This window comes from Vibrio tubiashii ATCC 19109 (genome assembly GCF_000772105.1).
GTDB classification, from domain to species: Bacteria; Pseudomonadota; Gammaproteobacteria; order Enterobacterales; family Vibrionaceae; genus Vibrio; species Vibrio tubiashii.
In genome coordinates this window covers 1-18,756 of record NZ_CP009356.1, presented here as the reverse complement: position 1 = coordinate 18,756, position 18,756 = coordinate 1, and the positions used below count along the sequence as shown (strand labels likewise).

Annotated in this window: 17 protein-coding genes; 5 read left to right on the top strand and 12 right to left on the bottom strand. The window is 49.3% G+C overall.

Annotated features, from left to right (window positions below):
* Positions 1 to 414: 414 nt before the first annotated feature.
* Positions 415 to 1,653 (top strand): aromatic amino acid transporter, encoded by a 1,239-nt coding sequence (locus IX91_RS23225; RefSeq protein WP_004744277.1) that lies wholly within the window; start codon positions 415 to 417, stop codon positions 1,651 to 1,653.
* On the opposite strand, the gene IX91_RS23220 is transcribed toward IX91_RS23225, so the two are convergent.
* Both IX91_RS23220 and IX91_RS23215 read right to left on the bottom strand, forming a co-directional pair.
* Positions 1,648 to 1,995 carry a hypothetical protein gene (locus IX91_RS23220; protein WP_236643022.1) on the bottom strand — a complete coding sequence of 116 codons (348 nt, stop codon included), beginning with the start codon at positions 1,993 to 1,995 and terminating at the stop codon, positions 1,648 to 1,650. The genes IX91_RS23225 and IX91_RS23220 overlap by 6 nt on opposite strands.
* A gap of 122 nt (positions 1,996 to 2,117) precedes the next feature.
* Complete coding sequence (locus IX91_RS23215) at positions 2,118 to 2,378, bottom strand: H-NS family histone-like protein (protein WP_004744279.1); 261 nt, start codon at positions 2,376 to 2,378, stop codon at positions 2,118 to 2,120.
* A 434-nt stretch (positions 2,379 to 2,812) separates the two neighbouring features.
* On the opposite strand from IX91_RS23215, the gene IX91_RS23210 reads away from it, so the two are divergent.
* Positions 2,813 to 4,402, top strand: a complete 1,590-nt coding sequence (locus IX91_RS23210) for a peptide ABC transporter substrate-binding protein (RefSeq protein WP_004744280.1) — start codon at positions 2,813 to 2,815, stop codon at positions 4,400 to 4,402.
* A gap of 43 nt (positions 4,403 to 4,445) precedes the next feature.
* Here IX91_RS23210 and IX91_RS23205 read toward each other — a convergent pair whose 3' ends face one another.
* The 4 genes from IX91_RS23205 to IX91_RS23190 form a co-directional block, all read right to left on the bottom strand.
* Complete coding sequence (locus IX91_RS23205; protein ID WP_004744281.1) at positions 4,446 to 4,979, bottom strand: YbhB/YbcL family Raf kinase inhibitor-like protein; 534 nt, start codon at positions 4,977 to 4,979, stop codon at positions 4,446 to 4,448.
* A 103-nt stretch (positions 4,980 to 5,082) separates the two neighbouring features.
* Positions 5,083 to 6,174, bottom strand: coding sequence for an alkene reductase (locus IX91_RS23200; RefSeq protein ID WP_004744282.1), 1,092 nt, complete (start codon positions 6,172 to 6,174; stop codon positions 5,083 to 5,085).
* A 10-nt stretch (positions 6,175 to 6,184) separates the two neighbouring features.
* Complete coding sequence (locus IX91_RS23195; protein ID WP_004744283.1) at positions 6,185 to 6,814, bottom strand: GrxB family glutaredoxin; 630 nt, start codon at positions 6,812 to 6,814, stop codon at positions 6,185 to 6,187.
* 30 nt (positions 6,815 to 6,844) lie between these two features.
* Positions 6,845 to 7,513 (bottom strand): SDR family oxidoreductase, encoded by a 669-nt coding sequence (locus IX91_RS23190; RefSeq protein ID WP_004744284.1) that lies wholly within the window; start codon positions 7,511 to 7,513, stop codon positions 6,845 to 6,847.
* Positions 7,514 to 7,629: 116 nt separating this feature from the next.
* Here IX91_RS23190 and IX91_RS23185 point away from each other — a divergent pair, with 116 nt between their 5' ends.
* Complete coding sequence (locus IX91_RS23185) at positions 7,630 to 8,553, top strand: LysR family transcriptional regulator (protein WP_004744285.1); 924 nt, start codon at positions 7,630 to 7,632, stop codon at positions 8,551 to 8,553.
* A gap of 238 nt (positions 8,554 to 8,791) precedes the next feature.
* Here the strand turns inward: IX91_RS23185 and IX91_RS23180 are convergent, their stop codons facing one another.
* A complete protein-coding gene (locus IX91_RS23180) occupies positions 8,792 to 9,199 on the bottom strand; it encodes a winged helix-turn-helix domain-containing protein (protein ID WP_004744286.1) in 408 nt (135 codons plus the stop codon).
* Positions 9,200 to 9,680: 481 nt separating this feature from the next.
* Between IX91_RS23180 and IX91_RS23175 the strand changes: the two genes are divergently transcribed.
* Positions 9,681 to 10,397, top strand: coding sequence for a helix-turn-helix domain-containing protein (locus IX91_RS23175; protein WP_004744287.1), 717 nt, complete (start codon positions 9,681 to 9,683; stop codon positions 10,395 to 10,397).
* Between the two features lie 136 nt (positions 10,398 to 10,533).
* On the opposite strand, the gene IX91_RS23170 is transcribed toward IX91_RS23175, so the two are convergent.
* Positions 10,534 to 11,979, bottom strand: coding sequence for a tryptophanase (locus IX91_RS23170; RefSeq protein ID WP_004744288.1), 1,446 nt, complete (start codon positions 11,977 to 11,979; stop codon positions 10,534 to 10,536).
* A 1,735-nt stretch (positions 11,980 to 13,714) separates the two neighbouring features.
* A complete protein-coding gene (locus IX91_RS26450; protein WP_138922211.1) occupies positions 13,715 to 13,903 on the bottom strand; it encodes a hypothetical protein in 189 nt (62 codons plus the stop codon).
* Between the two features lie 75 nt (positions 13,904 to 13,978).
* Between IX91_RS26450 and IX91_RS23165 the strand changes: the two genes are divergently transcribed.
* Positions 13,979 to 15,133 carry an MFS transporter gene (locus IX91_RS23165; RefSeq protein WP_004748005.1) on the top strand — a complete coding sequence of 385 codons (1,155 nt, stop codon included), beginning with the start codon at positions 13,979 to 13,981 and terminating at the stop codon, positions 15,131 to 15,133.
* A gap of 106 nt (positions 15,134 to 15,239) precedes the next feature.
* Here IX91_RS23165 and IX91_RS23160 read toward each other — a convergent pair whose 3' ends face one another.
* The 3 genes from IX91_RS23160 to IX91_RS23150 all read right to left on the bottom strand — a co-directional run bounded on the left by IX91_RS23160 (position 15,240) and on the right by IX91_RS23150 (position 18,756).
* The gene (locus IX91_RS23160) at positions 15,240 to 16,319 is read right to left on the bottom strand and encodes a ParB family protein (protein WP_004748003.1); all 1,080 of its coding nucleotides are present in this window, start codon (positions 16,317 to 16,319) and stop codon (positions 15,240 to 15,242) included.
* Complete coding sequence (locus IX91_RS23155; protein ID WP_004748001.1) at positions 16,319 to 17,518, bottom strand: ParA family protein; 1,200 nt, start codon at positions 17,516 to 17,518, stop codon at positions 16,319 to 16,321. The genes IX91_RS23160 and IX91_RS23155 overlap by 1 nt, the downstream gene beginning before the upstream one ends.
* Before the next feature lie 170 nt (positions 17,519 to 17,688).
* Positions 17,689 to 18,756 (bottom strand): replication initiation protein, encoded by a 1,068-nt coding sequence (locus tag IX91_RS23150; protein ID WP_004749117.1) that lies wholly within the window; start codon positions 18,754 to 18,756, stop codon positions 17,689 to 17,691.

The window sequence follows — 18,756 nt, the reverse complement described above, 5'->3', positions numbered from 1 at the left end:
AATTTCAAAAAAATCCATTACATCAGACAGTTGGAGAAAATCACCTCGATATTAAGTCCGAAACACCACCTCTATTAGTCCTAATCATCTGCTAAAGTTATCAATAATTCCCCATTCATCGCCCATCACCATGGAAGCGTCAATACAATCGAAACGTTAGGTTGGAAAGAAGACTGAATCATCATTCTCAGACGAGGCGGATGACATACAGCGCTGAGACTTCACATTATTACCGTTAATAAAAAGTAATAACCTGCTCCGGATCTCTGGCTCGCATAAAGTAGCCGCCAGTGGCGTCAAAGAGCCAAGATTGCCAACATCATTGAAATCGCTAGCCGAACGTCACGTCCCCCTGTAACAAAGCCGTCTCTTCTTAGCGACTTGCGAGACGACACAATAAGAGCGAACCTGACAATGGAAACAACATCTCAATCAAAACACCCGTCTTTGATCGGCGGAGTATGCATCATCGCAAGCATCTGTATTGGGGCTGGAATGCTTGGTCTACCGACCGTCGGGGCGGGGGCTTGGACACTGTGGTCACTCTTTACGATGTTTGTCACCATGTTAGTGATGACCCTCAGTGGCTGCTTGATCCTAGAGGTTCTCCAAACCTACCCTTACACTTCTTCTTTTTCAACGCTGACTCAAGACTTACTGGGTACCCCAATGACCTGGTTGAACAACATCATGGTGTACTTCGTGGGGGGCATTTTATTGTATGCATACATTTCTTCAGCCGGGCAACTCCTCCATCAGTATCTTGACATCTCGGTGCCCTATGCTTCGATTGCGTTTACTGCCCTCTTTTCTTACGTGGTCTGGCATTCCACTTTTTGGGTGGATCGCCTTTCTGTTTTACTGATGATCATCGTGATTTTCACTTTTGCCTTCAGTGCGACTCAACTGGCCTTTCATATCGATGTCGACCACGTAGTGGGCATTGTTAGCTGGCAGCAGAGCCAATACATCTGGGCACTGTTTCCGATCGCCGTCGCCTCATTTGGTTATCATCATGCCGTCTCGTCAATGCGCGATTATTATCGCAATGAGCGCATGGCGCAATATTCTCTGATCGGGGGGACGTCTATTGCCTTTCTATGCTACGCAATATGGCTGGTGTGCGTTTATGGTAACTTACCTCAGGCTGCTTTCCATGCCGTGATCGAACAAGGTGGTAACATTGACGCCTTACTTGAAGCGGTAAACCAGTTCATTCCCCATCGCTACACAACCTTATTCATCAACAGCTTTTCGACCGCCGCTTTGTTGTCAAGCTTCGTCGGTGTGGGTTTGGGGGTATTTGACTTTTTGGCCGACATGTTGCATTTCGATAACAGTCGCCGAGGACGCACCAAAACCTGGGCCGCAACGTTTTTGCCGCCTCTCTTGTGTTCATTACTGCTGCCTTTTGGTTTTGTGAGTGCTATTGCGCTGGCCGCCGCAGCCGCAGCAATTTGGATGTGCCTCATTCCAGCATTGTTAGTGTATAAAACCCGCCAAAAGCGTCACAACCCTTCCCCTACCTATCGCGTGTATGGTGGAAACATTGCCTTACTCATCGTCTTTGTTTTTGGGCTGGGGATCATTGTCATTAATCTATTGAGTGTCTTCAATGCCTTACCTGTCTTTTGGAGCACACCCTTTTCATAGCAGGAGTTCATGAATGATGATGCCCGTCCTTTTAAGATCGCAATCTTGACCTAATATTGAAGCGGTGAGGCCCGCGATGGCCTCAATGTCATCAGCCACAAAGTGGGACGGCAAGAACGCCTCTAAACTCAACACAACCGTACAAGCGGAGCGCCATGGAGGTCGATGAAGCCCCGTTTCCGCTCGTATGCCCGCATAAGATAACCGCCAACACACACGGGACAAGGTCGACGGATCTGGCCAGTCAATCACGACCTCTTCGCCAGTGTGGCTATCACCAGAGTCGGTCAATACAAACCCTCGATTCCTAAGAACCAAAGCAAACAACGCAGTTCGATCCAAGGTGACGGCCCTAATCACGAATCGACACGCCTATCTTGTCTATGCTCAGGCTGAGCATCAGCATGTTCGCCACCTTGATTTATCCCATTCGCTGCTGATCGTTTATCACTTGGCCAGTCAAATTAAGCGCCATTTTGACTTGTTGAGCCGGAGGTGGTCATTTGCCCAAGTCGAGCAAGTAATAACGAAACGTCGATCCCTTCTCTATCAATCCGTTGGGCGATTTTTGCTAGTTTGTTGTTCAACGTCGTTTGGCGACGCTCTTGTATCACGGTGGTGAGATTGTCGATAGCTAACATCAAATCGTCACTAGAACAGTGTTTCAGTTGTGCCCGTAAACGACCTTTGTTCAATAAAATTTTGTGTTGTTCCTGAATCTCCATATTCCTACCCTTCTCCCGCAAATTCATACTCATCATATAGCCTCGTCGACAAGCAAAATCAATCCCTATTAGTCCGTCACCTCGCCCAACGTGAACCTACACACCGGCGGTGGGCCTAAATGATAACTGTATGTTTTTAAATTTATTTTTTAGAATCAACCCCATACGTATAGCGGTATTCACACCAATAAATTTAGTTATAGTGCATTAAATAATGACACTTAATACGCGTTAATAAATAGTTGTTGACGAGTGTTGGGTTTACATTAAGTCGTGTTGATTCACAGATCGTTGGCGACTATGAGTCAACAAACAACCATAAGTTAATTGCGCTTTCCGATGATTAATGGAAACCACGAGGCGACTCCACAGTTCCTCCCCGTTTTGCAGTGAGCCCTCTCACTGCTTTTTTTTTTGCTACCGGACCCAGCCTTATGAATAACGCTCAAACTCGCCTCTTTCTCCTAATTCTACTCTCACTGTTTTCTTTATCAGCGAGCGCTGACCATCTGACTATCGGTAATGGCGTCGAAGTCGCCACCTTAGATCCGCATAAAGCGCAAGGTGTGGCCGAAAGCAATGTGCTGCGTGATTTGTTTGAAGGCCTGGTGATCACCAACCGCCGCGGTGATCTCGTGCCCGGCAATGCCCACCACTGGCAAACCAGCGATCATCAACACTACCGCTTTACCCTTCGCGACGACATTTTTTGGTCAAACGGCGAGCCCGTCACGGCCCAGGACTATGTTTACAGTTGGCGCCGAGCGGTCGACCCTAATACCGCTTCTCCGTATGCATGGTTTCTCAGCGCGGCGCACATTCGAGGCGCTCAAGCGATCATTGATGGTGCCTCTCCAGTCTCAGCACTGGGGGTCAAATCAGAGAGCCCTCATTCTCTCCTTGTCGAACTCGATCGCCCTGTACCCTACTTTGTCCATATGCTGGCGCACACAAGCTTTCTTCCTGTCCATCAAAAAACGATACAACGTTTTGGCGATCACTGGACTCAACCTCAACATATCGTGACCAATGGCGCCTTCCTGTTGATGGAGTGGGTGATTAACGAACGTCTAGAGCTTGGCCGAAACCCCAGTTACTGGGATCATGCCAATACCGAGCTTGAACGAGTGACCTACCTCGCGCTTAACAACCCGATCTCTGAGATGTACCGCTTTATGACGGGGGAGATAGACCTCACTTCTACAGTCCCTCTAGAGCACTACACCCGACTGCGTCGAGAACAGCCAGAGAGCCTTTTGCGTAAACCCAATCTATGCACAGAGTTTTACCAATTTAATACGTTACGTCCCCCGCTTAACGACGTTCGAATACGTCAGGCACTGGCTTACGCCATCGACCGAAATGTGCTTACCGATCGTCTGCTTGCACAAGGCCAAATCCCTGCCTACCATTTGATCCCCCCGACAACGCAAGCTGCCCCGAACTGGCAACCTGCCTTAGCCAATCTCACGCAGAGTCGCCGAGATTCATTTGCTCGGCAGTTGTTCGCACAAGCTGGGTATACAAAAGACCACCCTCTGCACCTAACGCTCCTATACAACACCAGCGATTCGATCAAAAAAATCGCCTTAGCCATCAGTGCAATGTGGCAATCAACCTTGCCTGTCAAAGTCGAACTACTCAACCAAGAGTGGAAAAGTTACCTCTCTAGCACTCGACTGGGAGAATATCAAATCGCTCGCATGGGGTGGTGCGCGGACTACAATGAGGCCAGTGCGTTTCTTTCTTACTTGGCCAGTGATGCACTCGGCGGAAAGTACTATCACAACCGCTTCTATGACTCACTCCTTGAGAAAGCCAGCCTCGCAGACACCACCGCAGAACGCGTCCATTTCTACCAGCAAGCCGAGGAGCACCTTTGGGGTACCATGCCACTGATCCCTTTATACTTTGGCGTCACAAATCGGCTCGCGACACCAAGACTACAAGGGTACGACCCTGGTTACCCAGCGGCTCTTTACAGTAAGGATCTTTCACTACAACCACCACCAAAAACGCCGTAAGTGAACGCGCCTCAAACGACGAGCAAGCCCCGCCTAACGACAACTAGCGCGTATAAGTCGCTGTTAATGTGACTTTGTCCAGCGCCAGACTATTTAAAGTGAACCCAACCACCGCGGCGGGCGTTTGCTCATCTAATTCCAGTTTCGCCGTCGGTAAAGCCCAAACGGTAAACTGATAGCGATGCATGCCATCTGCCACGGGTGGGCATGCCCCACCAAAGCCAGCAGTGCCAAAATCAATGCGTGATTCCGTTCCACCTAACTTTTTAATGTCTGCGCCGCGCGGCAGGGTATGGACAGACGCCGGAATATTAAACGCCAACCAATGCCAAAAGCCACTGCCTGTTGGGGCATCTGGATCGTACACCGAGATCGCGAAGCTCTTGGTTCCTGGTGGGGCCCCCTTCCACGTCAATTGCGGCGACAGGTTACCACCCTCACACCCCCACCCCTGAAACTCAAAGGTCTTGTCCATCGGATGACCTTCGCGAATGTCATCGCTCGTCAGCTCAAACGCCTGCGCCGAGCTCACCGTCATGATACCTACTGCCAGTATTGTTTTGGCTATCCCTTTCATTGCTGTCCTTTCCTACGTTGTTTAAAAAGCCACCGTGTTGACGCCTAAGCGCGTCAACACCCAATCCATTGCCCCCAACGCGGGGACGTTATACCTTGCGCCGTTAGCCATACGAGGGATAGTCAGTATAGCCGCGTTCATCCCCACCAAAGAGCGTCGCGCCGTCTAACTCCGCCAAAGCGTGTTGATGTTTGAGTCGGGTGACCAAGTCGGGATTTGAAACAAACGGTCGACCAAATGCCACCAAATCTGCATACCCTTTCTCAAGGATTTCATCGGCTCGAGCCTGCGTGTAGCGACCGGCCACAATAATTGGGTGAGTAAAACATTCACGCAGAGCAATACGAAAACTGTCAGGGATAACGGGCGCGTCATCCCAGTCGGCTTCCGATAAATGCAGATACGCAATCTCGCGCGCTTGTAACTGCTTTGACGCTGCTAAAATCGTTGGCACAATATCGGGACAATTCATGTCTTTGAACGTAATGAACGGGGCAAGTCGTACGCCAACGTTATTCGCGCCTATCGCTGCGCTCACTGCATCCACAACATCCAGCAAAAAGCGAATTCGATTTTCTCGCGTCCCACCGTATTGATCCGTTCGATGGTTAGAGTTGGTCCGTAAAAACTGATCGATGAGGTAGCCATTGCCACCATGAATCTCGACACCATCAAAGCCCGCTTGCATGGCTCGTTTGGCCGCCGAAGCAAAGTCACTAACCACCCGATCAATGTCAGCTTGGTTCATCGCCCTAGGTTCGATACAGTCAACCATGTGGCCCTCACCTTGTTCATCCGCAATCCACACTTGAGTGTCAACGGGCTTCAATGCCGAAGGCGCGAGCGGGGCGCGACCTTGTTGGAAAGTGGGATGAGATACGCGTCCAACATGCCACAGTTGGCAGTACATCGCAGCGCCTTGCTCTTTGACCGCTTGAGTCACTGCTCTCCAGCCTGCCACTTGCTCATCCGTGTATACACCAGGGGTAAACGAATACCCTTGCGAATCATCTGAAATCTGGGTCGCCTCTGAGATGATCAACCCCGCACCGGCGCGCTGCGCATAGTACGTTGCCATCAATCGGTTTGGGACATTACCCGGCTGGCTAGTACGAGCACGCGTCATGGGCGCCATGACCACTCGATTTTTTAACGCCAGCTCTGGTAACTGCACCGCTTCAAAAAGTTTACTCATTTGGGAATCCTTACTTAAGTAGGGGTATGTTGGTGTTATGACTTGCCGACAGCAGCCAATTTTTCACAGCGGCGTCCCACTGGATAGCGGTGGCGCTGCAAAAACCGCGTAACAACGAGAACACAAGCGCCTCATCGACGAGCCTCGCTTGCAGTTCGCCACCGAGATGTAAGATCTCTTTCACCTCGATGATCAGCCCCTCAACGTCCTTGGCGATATCGTCAGTATCTCGCAGCAAGGCATCGAAATTTAGCGCCTCAGTTTCTTTCTTGATCCGCCAAGCCCAACGCGCTGATTCGGTTGAAAACTCGGGCAATCCCATCTCCGCCCAGCGCGGATACCCCAGTTTTTGTAGAGGCAAAAACGCGGCTTGTTGCCATTTTAAGGCGGCTAAAGAAGGCTTGCGGTGGTCACTCGACCCCGCCAGTTCAATCAAGTAATCGATGATATCCAAGCTTTCCGCCACGCATTCACCATCCTCTTTACGCAATACAGGCACTTGTTTTGCCCCAATCAAGTCCACCGTGGTCGTATCGTCGTCATACGCAACGATCACCACGTTGAGCGGGATGTTAAGCACGGCGGCGACATAACGCACTCGGGCGCAAAATGGGCAATGTTCATAGATGTACAGTGTCACATTAGACTCCTCATCAAAGGGGGAAAGACGTTAGCCAAGCAGCGCTCCTCCATCCACATCAATAACGGCGCCGGTCATGTACGCATTTTGAATAGCAAGTTGGTACGCCTGCGTCACATCCGTGGTTTCACCGACTTTGCCAACAGGCAAATGAAGGCGCGTACGTTCATACATCGCCGATCTGTCTGCCTCACTCATGTTTTTGTACGCGTCTGTTTGAATTAAGCCGGGGCTCACAACATTGACACGGATCGGCGCCAACTCTTTTGCTAGCACTTTAGCGGTCGCTTCCATGGCGGCATTGATGGCCGTTTTTACGTATGTACTTGCTACGGTTTTTCGGGCCAACATCCCTGAAGTCAGCGTGATCGTTCCTCCTTCGCGGATGTATTGTGCGCCGTGTTTCACGGCGTGAATCGCCCCCCAAAACTTGGTATCGAAGGCCCCTTTTGCTTGGGCAATGTCAACATCGACAACCTTACCGGAGGGGGCAGAAGAGCCCGCAGTGACAATAAGATGATCGAACGCACCAACAGTGTCGAAATAGCGACGTATCGCTTGTTCATCCCCAATATCCACGCCGGTTCGACGACTCACGACATGCACCACGGTCTCTTCGCTTTCCAGTTGTTTCGCCAGGTGCGCTCCGATACCGGATGTCCCACCGACCACCACGTAAATCGTCTGTTTGGTTTGCATCACTTCTCTCCCATCCCATGACAATGAAGTCAGTATAAGCATTGGAAAAAAATTGATAATTAAGTATTATTCGAATTGATTATTTTATTGAACTGAATAATCGATGGGGAAAGTTCATGGATAAGTTTTCAGACATGACGCTGTTTGTCAGCATCGTGAAAAATGCCGGCCTTGCTGCCGCTGGCCGAGAATTGGGGTTATCGCCCGCGACGGTCACAGCGCGCTTGCAATCATTGGAGGCTCGCTACGGTGTCAAATTACTCAATCGCAGTACCCGACATATCTCGTTAACCGACTCGGGCGCAACGTATCATCAGGCCTGTCTTGCGATCATCGATAGCGTCAATGAAACGGAAAACTTACTCCAAACTGGCACCAATGACGTTCGGGGGACACTGAAAATCTCTGCGCCACGAGATATTGGTAAACAGTACATTTCGCCGCTTTTATCCGAGTTCAGTGACCTGTACCCTGAAGTCATCCCCTACTTGTACCTCAACGACAATTTGTCGAACTTAGCCGAGTCTGGGTTGGATATCGTGATACGCTACGGAGAGCTGGCAGACAGCAATCTGATTTCGCGAAAACTTGCATCAAGTCGACGTGTCTTATGCGCTTCACCGAGTTATTTGGCGCAGAAAGGTACGCCGATCACACCACAGGACTTGGCTAACCATGACTGTTTAGCCATGGTTAGAAGCAACGAAGAATTGAAAACATGGCACTTTCAAGATGAAGAGCAGCATAATGCCATCACCGTCATGCCAAAGCGATTTTCCGACGATGGTGAAGTCATACGCCAGTGGGCGCTGGATGGGGCCGGTATTGCCTTGAAATCCATACTCGACGTCCAGGCCGACATTAAACAACAACGCCTTGTCACCCTTCTCAATGGCTATATGAAAAACTTCAACGCTTCGACATCTTCCTACGGTGCGGATCTCAATGCCATATATCTCAGCCGGCAGTATCAACCTAAACGCTTGCGGCTGTTTCTCGATTTCTTGATTGAGCGTTTCAAATCACTCGAGGAGGCTTGAACCATCCAAACGACCACTACAGAAAGGCATTGAAGCGGATCAATTCTGCTTGCAGGTAGTCGGTCTGATAAGCACAGTGTCACTCCCTACAACACTTTGTCGTTCACCCTGGACGTGTGGGACCACCATAGGGAATACCTATCAAGAACTCAACGCAGAATTGATCCTAGCACCATTATATCGTATTTGTGTCGATATAGAATTAATAGAATTTAACATGGATTATTATCGACGCTCATCAGGTGTTGACCGCTTGCTGGTGGATGACGCGACTCTGCTCTAATAAACGTTTTTGCTTGGCATCATGGAAAACAAAACCTTTATTGCGGATCGTGACAATTTCAAAGCGACTATGTCTGATCAAACGCCGCACCTCATGCATCAAGACCGGTAAACTGCTCATCCCCACTACCCCGCCTTGCCAAACATAAGCTTCGATATCCGACTTGGAAACCAAATAATCTTTTTTCTGGCACAAGTAGCACAGCGCTCGGACTGCATTTTGACTGCACCCCATTCGCTTTTCCCCCAACACAATAAACAGTTTGCCTTCACACGACCTAACACTGATCCCTAACACGTGCTCTATCGCTTGTACCTCTCGACAAAATGCACATGAAATTTTTCTACACTCAATGTCATACATGTTTTACCTCCTCAGCCGTCACTCCTAACTCTATTTGTAATAATTTACTTTATTATTTCAACTACTTAATTAGAGCGAATACTTTGCAGAGTTCGTTTAAGGATTCAAACTTAATAATAATTTATCGTTATTTATTATTAGATTTCATTTATTTAAGGCAAAGCTAATATAATAAGGCGCTGCAACATTTTGACAATTATTAAATTATATTATTGCCCTTAGCCCTGAATGCGTGCGCCGATTGCCCGTAATGCCCCCTCCCCTAACCTCGTCAAGGTCGAGGCAAATAAATCGGAACGACCACCAGACTTTCGTTTCATTGGCTTCCAAAGTCGACAATGCGTGACAGTGTGACATTTTAAAAGTTTCGTTGTTTGTCGGTCAAACTAGTGGTTTCACCAACTTAAAAAACACTAATAAATTGCGAAATTAATTGCTTATTGACATAAATAATCCAAGTTTACGTAATGGCAGAAAACCGATGACTATTCAAATCTTATTGATCGCTGATGAGACCCTTCAGCGTACTGCGCAAGTCTTACAACTCATGTCTCAATCAAATATTCGCGTCAGTATCGTGGGCGAACCTCGGGACTACGCCAACTATGATCAATTGCATCCTTTTGACTGTATTGTCTACGCCAAAAGTTTCGCGTCATTGACGCATTGGTTGACCGCAACTCATCCGCAACTGCCCTATTTCACTGCACCAATTTTATGGGTAACACAGATCGCACACCCTGCTCCTCGACGGAAGACTCGCTGCCAAAGTCTCATCCAGTGGCAGTCTCTGCCTTGTTCCAAGTTAACAATGTACGCAAGGCTGCACAAAATCATCAGTGACTGGAAACACAAGTTTGAGTACACCCATCTAGCTTACGACAGAATGACGCTGCATTTTCATTCACGCAGCTTAAGCTACCGTCGTCAACATGCCTTATTAACAACCAGCGAGTTCGACTTGCTAGCCTACTTGTTCGTCCATTGTAATGCCCCCGTTTCAATGAGCGACATTACCATTGCAATTCGTGAAGATTCTCTCAATCAGCAAGCCTCTATTCGCGTCTTAATATGCCGGTTACGCAAAAAGCTGTCTCGCACGTTTGGCGAGAAATTGATCAAGACGAGTCGAGGTCGAGGCTATTGCCTCCACCTGACGTCGTCTCACGATAATGGGCATCTCTTATCCCAGCCATAGAAATTTCAGAACTCTTATGATTCAAGCCATGTGTAGAATGATGTGATGAAGGAGGTTGCTGTACAGACAGACGAGCATCGTCAATCATTTTCGATCCTCCTCCAGACATCCATCAATGGATACTTGATTGCGTCTATTAATCAATGCTGTTCAATTTTCCTGCTGGCTTTAAGCGCGCAAGAAAATGACGAAGTACTGGTGGTTCATAAGTAAACTCATAGCCAACAATATTTTTCGCATGGGCTTTGATTTTCTTCAACACGTCAACAACATAGATAAGCTGTTCATTAGAATATACCCGCCTAGGGATTGCCAATCTCGTCAATTCAACTTCACTGGTTTTTTGCATCCCAGTCTCTGGATCACGGCCTAGCAGAAAAGAGCCAATCTCCGCAGTACGAATCCCACCTTCGAGATACAGCGCGTTGGCAAGTGCATGACCAGGAAACTGCCCTGGCGGTATATGTGGCAACAACAGCCCCGCATTGATAAAGATTGCGTGTCCCCCCACCGGAGTTTGTATTGGGATACCCGCGTCTTTAAGCAATTGACCAAAGTACTCTACTTGCGCAATTCGCGCTCTCAGGTAATTTTCGTCTACGGCTTCTAGCAAACCGACGGCGAGGCATTGAATATCACGCCCTGCAAGCCCACCGTAACTAACAAACCCTTCATTAACGATACACAGCATTTGGACTTGGCGGAACAGATCTTCGTTCTGCTTAACAGCAAGCAATCCACCGATGTTGACCATTGGGTCTTTTTTCGCTGACAGCGTTAACATGTCACTGTATTCATACATTTCACGAACAATATCGATGATGGCGCTGTCGGCATAGCCCTCTTCACGTTGCTTAATGAAGTACGCGTTTTCGGCAAATCTGGCAGAGTCAATCACCACAGGTATACGGTACCCATGCGCCAACTCATACACTTGACGCAAATTCTCCATCGATACTGGCTGACCTCCCATACTGTTGCAGGTCACAGTCATCACTATACCGGCGATGGCTTGCGCGCCATATTGGTCAATTTGTTTCTGCAATTTAACCAAACACATATTTCCTTTGAAAGGAAACTCGGCCTCTGTGTCATAGGCTTCATCCACAACGCTGTTTAACGCTTTAGCACCAGCAAGCTCTACATGCGCAGCAGTCGTATCAAAGTGGAAGTTCGAGATAAAGATCGGTTTGCTGTTGCTAACCGCGTGACCACGCATTTCTCTCCATCGCTTCACTAAAAGAGGGAACAGAATTTTTTCAGCTCCACGCCCTTGGTGAGTAGGCACGAAGTGTTGATAGCCGAACACCTTAGCAACCGACTCTTCTAACGCTTCGAAGCTACGACTACCAGAATAGGCTTCATCTCCTATCATCAACGCCGCCCATTGCTCTTGACTCAAAGCACTCGTTCCAGAATCCGTGTGTAGGTCGATATAGACTTCTCGGCTTTGTAGACCAAAGGGGTTATAACCGCATTTCTCTAGCGCCAATTCTCGCTCTTTTCTCGTCAAGAGAGTAATTGGCTCTACCATTTTGGTTTTATACGCGAACGTTGCGGCTGGTTCAGATTGTACTTTCATCCAAAGCTCCTTACTCAAGGTTGAAGTTACAGTCCGATGTTAGCTCTCACGCGCCTTACGCTATATTCATTATGCTTTATTAGACATTAATGACTTACGTCGGTGATGCGCATCGCGTCATAAGCAGGTTGCCCAGTTCTATGAAAAAGCCAACAGCGACGGCTCATTGACATCGTTCCAAGGCAGGTAAGGGAGATTTTTCTTCACGCAATACTGACAAGCCCTCGGCAAACGGCAGTTCAGCCGCCACCGCTATTCTTGCGCTAGGCATAATGCCCAGCCTGGGCATTGACAACATTCTAAGGCAGGTGAGAGCGGCCTGCCTTCACGCACCACTGGCAGAAACTCGACGAATACCAACTCAACCACCACGCTATTCTTGCGCTAGGCATGATGCCCAGCCTGAGCATTGACAACATTCTAGGGGAGGTGGGGGCGGGCGGCCTTCACGCATTACTGGCAAACACTCGACAAACGGGAGCTCAACCACCACGCCATTCTTGCGCTAGACATAATGCCCAGCCTGAGCATTGACAACATTCTATGGCAGGTGAGGGCGGGCGGTCTTCACACATTACTGGCAAACACTCGACAAACGGCAGCTCAACCACCACGCCATTCTTGCGCTCGGCATGATGCCCAGCCTGAGCATTGACAGTATTCTATGGGAAGTGAGGGCGGCCTGCCTTCACGCATCACCGGCAGAGGCTCGACAAACGGCAGCTCAACCACCACGCCATTCTTGCGCTAGGCATGATGCCCAGCCTGAGCATTGACAGTATTCTATGGGAAGTGAGGGCGGCCTGCCTTCACGCATCACCGGCAGAGGCTCGACAAACGGCAGCTCAACCACCACGTCATTCTTGCGCTAAGCATGATGCCCAGCCTGAGCATTGACAACATTCTAGGGGAGGTGAGGGCGGCCTGTCTTCACGCATCACCGGCAGAGGCTCGACAAACGGCAGCTCAACCACAACGCCATTCTTGCGCTAAGCAATGATGCCCAGCCTGAGCATTGACAACACTCTATGGGAAGTGAGGGTGGCCTGCCTTCACACGCCACTTGCAGTCATTCGACGAATGCCAACTCAACCACCGCTATTCTTGCGCTAGGCATGATGCCCAGCCTGAGCATTGACAACATTCTATGGGAAGTGAGGGCGGCTTGCCTTCACACTCCACTGGAAGTCATTCGACAAACGGCAGCTCAACCGCCACGCCATTCTTGCGCTAGGCACGATGCCCAGCCTGAGCATTGACAACATTCTAGGGGAGGGGAGGTCGGCCGGCCTTCACGCATCACCGGCAGAGACTCGACGAACGCCAACTCAACCACCGTGCCATTCTTGCGCTCGGCATGATGCCCAGCCTGAGCATTGACAACATTCTATGGGAGGTGAGGGCGGTCGGCCTTCACACGATACGGGCACGAACGTCATCTCAACAGCCACTACCACGCTTAAAGCCTTGGACCGAGCTAGAGCGCAGGGGCAATTGGGGATCAGCAAGAAAACTCAACACTGTTCTACAGACCAATACACCCGTTACACGGACGATTTCGCACAAGCGTTGAGACGCTTTTTTGCCGTCATCTCCCGGCCTCTCTGCAGCGGTATGCGTGGGTGTCGCCACCGATGAGCGTTGTTATGCAGAAAACAAACCAAATTCCATGTGTAGTAACGTGTCTTTATCGACTAGAGAGGAGGAGATTAATGCCGTGTGGTGTCCCTTATTTCTAGCCTAGTTTGTCGCCTATGCCCTGCGTTCGATTGACCATCACGCTCATCTTAAGGAATGAGTGAGGCTGAGTCGTCAAAGAAAGTGGCACCACGACCGTTACCTCAACACAAGTCAAGCGACCGTAAGCAATAATAAATATGAATAACTGGATCTGCCGCCTGACGTCATCGCAAAATTGAGTCATCTACCACTCGATACAAAACAACCCCGTAGGCTGACGAAGCCTATCGGATTGATTCCACCCAACACAGGAGGAACCATGACCCTCATCCCTTCAAATAGGTTAGCGATTAGAGCCGTGCTCATTGCAACGATTGTCGGCTTTATGGGGATCGGATTGGTCGACCCCATTTTGGTGTCGATATCTCAAGGACTGCACGCCACTCCCAGTCAAGTTTCGCTGCTCTTTTCGAGCTACTTTTTTATCACCGCCATTATGATGCTGGCCACCGACTATACCGCGAACCACCTAGGACTCAAAAGAACCATGGTGCTTGGATCCATCGCGATTTCTCTGTTTGCCTTAGCCTGCGGAACAGCAACATCGGTCTATCAATTGATTGGCTATCGAAGTGGGTGGGGGCTGGGCAATGCCTTGTTTGTGGCCACTGCACTCACCTTGCTGGTGACATTGTCACACGATAATCGTGCTCGCCCTATTAAGTATTATGAAGCCGCATTGGGCGCTGGCATTGCCTGTGGGCCGCTATTGGGAGCCGCACTTGGTCAAATGTCTTGGCGCTACCCATTTGTTGGAACGGCAGTCTTAATGCTGGTTGCTGGAGGCGCTGTCACTAAGTGGGTGCCACGTACCCCCTCACAGCGGCACCCCGGGAGAGGGTTGGTCGCCCTCAAAGCACTGCGAACCCCCAATTTACTCAACATCAGCGTGGCGGCATTTTTTTACAACTTTGTGTTCTTTACCATTCTTGCCTACGCTCCCTTCGTTCTTCACCTCGGTGTAGTCAGCGTCGGACTGGTGTTTTTCGGCTGGGGATTGGCGCTCGCCATCACATCCACCATCGTGACCTCAAAATGGAAAACGCACCAAACGCCGAAAACCATTTTAACCGTGTGCATGGTGGTGCTGTTTATTCTTATGCTGCTAATGGCGTGGTTGGTCCAATCAACCGTCCCGCAGCGCGGCTGGCTCTGCGCCGGAGTCATCTTGTGTGGCGCTTGTTTTGGGATCGTGAATACGCTGTTTACTGAGCTGGCGTTGGAAACCCCCAATTGTGACACGTCGGTTTCTTCTGCCGCCTATAATTTCATCCGATGGCTCGGCGGGGCGATCGCGCCCTTCATCATCACCACACTGGGTGAACACTACGGCGCAGAGTGGAGCTTCGCCTTGGCGGCCGTGTTTGCAATCATTGCGCTTCTTGTCGTCAAACGCATTCCGCAGCCGAAGTAACGCGACTTTAAGAGCATCACACTGTCTCCCTCCAAAAAACGGGCACAAAAAAACCTGATCACCACGACAGGAGATCAGGCTTTCAGGGGACAGAGTCGCGTCAGCGCTATTTGTCTTGCTGATAGTCACTCAGTACAGAGGCAATCGCCTCATCGAGTGACTCTTGCACTGACTTAGGCAAACGCGCAAACTCGTAACTAAAGGCACGGCCCTTAATGCGTTTTCTGGCGTACATGCTTTTCGAAGAAAACGTTGTCAGTGGCGTGATCACGACATCGCTCTCGGTTTTCGTCTTCGCCGTTTCGAACTTGAGCGCCGCTTTGATCTGTTCGACGCGCTGCTCTTTGCGATTGTCCACCTCAGACGCTTGAGGGGACTCCGAACTCAGGCTCTCGATGAAGTGAGACAGCTTATCTGGCAACGACTCAAAATGCTTCATGACTTTGTGCAAAAGTTCATAGTCGGTGTGAGAAAGCTCATTCACAACTGGGAAGAGGGCGATGAGCCGTTCATCGATACTGGCCGCCTTTACCGCACGACCCACGCTTTGTCGACTGATGTTGAGCATTTTCGCAACGTCTTCCTGAGTGCGCCCATCCTGCTGCATAAGGGTCAGACACTGTAGACCAATCTCTCTTGGGTTATGCTCTTTGGCCGTTTGCAATTGCTTGGCAAGCGCTTTAGCGTCATTGACCGTTATGGTGGCTTTGGTCACCAATAAACGAAATGTGGCCACTTTCCCTTGCTGGAGCAAAAACCAAGCACGACGTCGAGAGCCATCAAGGATATCAATTTTCCCTTCGACTTCACGACCAACCGCAGGGTAAAACTGCTGATATTCCAGTGAATCCAGATCAGCTAACGACTCCGGGGTTAGCAGCGACTGATCGCGACCATTAATGTCAAAGGTGACAAAAGTGTCTTGCTTAACCTGTTCATAAGAGAGGGTCACTTCGTGAAATTGAACACACTGTCCCGAAGCAAGCCGCCATTCCACCGCCTGACCCACCGATTCCAGGCCAAATTGGCGCGCTAAGAACGCGTGCGTGCTTTCTCCGGCTTTTTCCAACTCAGAGCTCAATTGACGGCTCAGTGACTCTAGATTGGCTTCACGGGCGTTTTTCTGCGCTTCTTCAGATCCAACGGTGTTGCCTAACGGACTGATCGCGCCACGTTTTTTTGCCATTAGTCTTGCTCCTCTTCACGCCATACATTCACGATGTCGCGCAGTATCTGACTGGTGACTTCATACGCATTCTGCTGCGCCCCTTGAAAGGTCGCCTTGCTCTTAGGGTATTCGCTCTTAGACATGTCGAATACCGTCGACAGCAGCGAAGAAGACTGACGAACGGCTTCACTGTGCTTGAATTCCTTCGAATACAAATAGGTGGAGAAATGATCGTACAAACTGTTCATCAGCTCTGTGGTTGTCGAACTGTCTCTGTGATTGGTCAGCAAGATTTTCATAAAATCGTAGCCTTGGTGCTCGGCGTTGGCTAACAGTGCCCAGACTTGAGGAATGTAGCTGAAATAAGAGCACGTTGCGTCGATATCATTTTCAGTGATCGACAACGGGAAGACCACACTGCTTGCCGCATAATACGCATTGTACGTCGCGTACCCCAACGAAGGCGGGGTATCGATGATCAAGATATCGAATTCATCTTGAACCGAAGCGATAATGTCACTCAACAAAGAGTACGGCGTGGCGAGCTTCTGACTGAACACCTGCTCATGAAACCAGCCTTCAATCGCCCGGTCTGTTTGCGACGCCGGTAAGATGCGTAAATTTGGGATTGTCGTTTCAAGAAACGACTCAGACACCGCTTGCTCAAAGGTTTCGCCTTCATCCAACTCAAAATTGCGCATCATCAGATCGCCAATGGATAGGCAGCCTTCAAGCTCGGATTCAGGTGCGTAGTACATAGACAACGTTGCCTGGCCGTCCATATCAATCAACCCAACACGGTATTCTTGGTGAAATTCCGTTGCCAAGCCGGAGGCGATGGTAGCCGCAGAGACCGTTTTACCCACACCGCCTTTTTGATTCTGGATCACCAAAACCTGCATCTTCTGATTCGACTGGCGGACAAATTTTGGATCTTTGCGTAAAGCTTCAGGTAGCAGATCACGGACTTGATACATCTCACCAATGTCTATCGACCATTGAGAGTCTTCATGGCGACGAGGATCGATGCCCGCCGTTGCCACGTACTTGTCTAAGGTTTTTGCATCGATGCCCAAATACACCGATGCTTCGGCACGAGTAAAGTTGCGTAACTCTTTGCGATGATTTGCCAACAAACGAAGATTGCGGCGCTTAATGTAGCGATCCGCCCCTTCTTTTAAATTCTGAAAGGTTGCAGTAGTTTGCAGAGTATCCATTTCTATCTCCACCAAGTTTCTGGATTTAGTATATCCTCTATTTTTCATTTCACACAACAAAAAATGATGGAATGCCTAAATATATTGTCGTTTTCGCGGAGTAGGGGAGAGATAGTCGACAGAAAAGTTTGCTTGAACCCTCAAAGCAAACTTTCTTGTGTGATATTGGATCAATAACCTTTAGCGCCGTTAATACGCTCCAGCTCCGCCAATTTATCGAGGAAAGACTTGTCGTCGTCGTCACCGTCGACCAGTTCAGGCGTTACGTCGCCATTGCCACTGCTTTGACGACTCATTAGCGCTTGGTCAACAAATGCCGCTTTATCGTCTTCATCGATTGAACGATACGAGTAAGACAGCAGCTCCAGCTCTTCTGTTGTCAACGGCTCATCCGTGGTTAAACGCTTGGTCTCCAACCGGGTAATATTGCGTTTGGCGTCCTCAAAATGCAGCTTTTGCGCGGGGTTAGCGTTGTTTATCCAACGATACAAGAACTCGACCGCGTGAATGTTACGGCCATGCTTGTGCAGACGGATCCCCAAACCGTCTTCTGATTCCAAGAACAAAATCTCTTTACTGGTCTTGGGATCTTCACTTAACTCTTCAATACTCTCCTTGATGCACCGTGACAGAAATACGCTGGTGTTCTTAAAGGAGCTTTTATTGGCCTTGAGAGAGCCGTCTTCATTGAGCAAACCCATAAAGGCCCTTAGATCATCGATCTCGATCGGCTTCAAGTTGGTTCCATCCGTTTTAAAACGTGACAAGATCTCATACAGACGCTTGGTGTACTCACGCTTGAGCCCCAAAAAACTTTTGGTGTTGATCAACGAGAAACCTTGGTTGTACTCGATGTACTCTTTTGATAGCGCATCATTGGGGATCAATGTCAGGACACGATCTTTGTACGTCGCCTTTTTGAATAAAGGCGTGAATTCAAATTCCGTGTCGCCTTGCTTCTCAATAATGATCCCAATCTTTCGTGATGCCAAACGGCTGACAACCTGCTTTAACTGAGAGCCAATCGCACGATTGTTTAATCCCAACCACTCGGACAATTGAGACGCCGTAAATCGGTATTCAGGTGTCTTGCCTTGATTGTCCCAATCTTCAGGTTTCATGTTCGCCACCATCAGACCAAACAAGTTTGCCTCACGAGCAGTCAGATCCTGCTGAGAGAAAACCAATTCATGGCCTTTCTTGATGTGCTTCGGTAAGTTCTTAGGGTTCGTACTCAT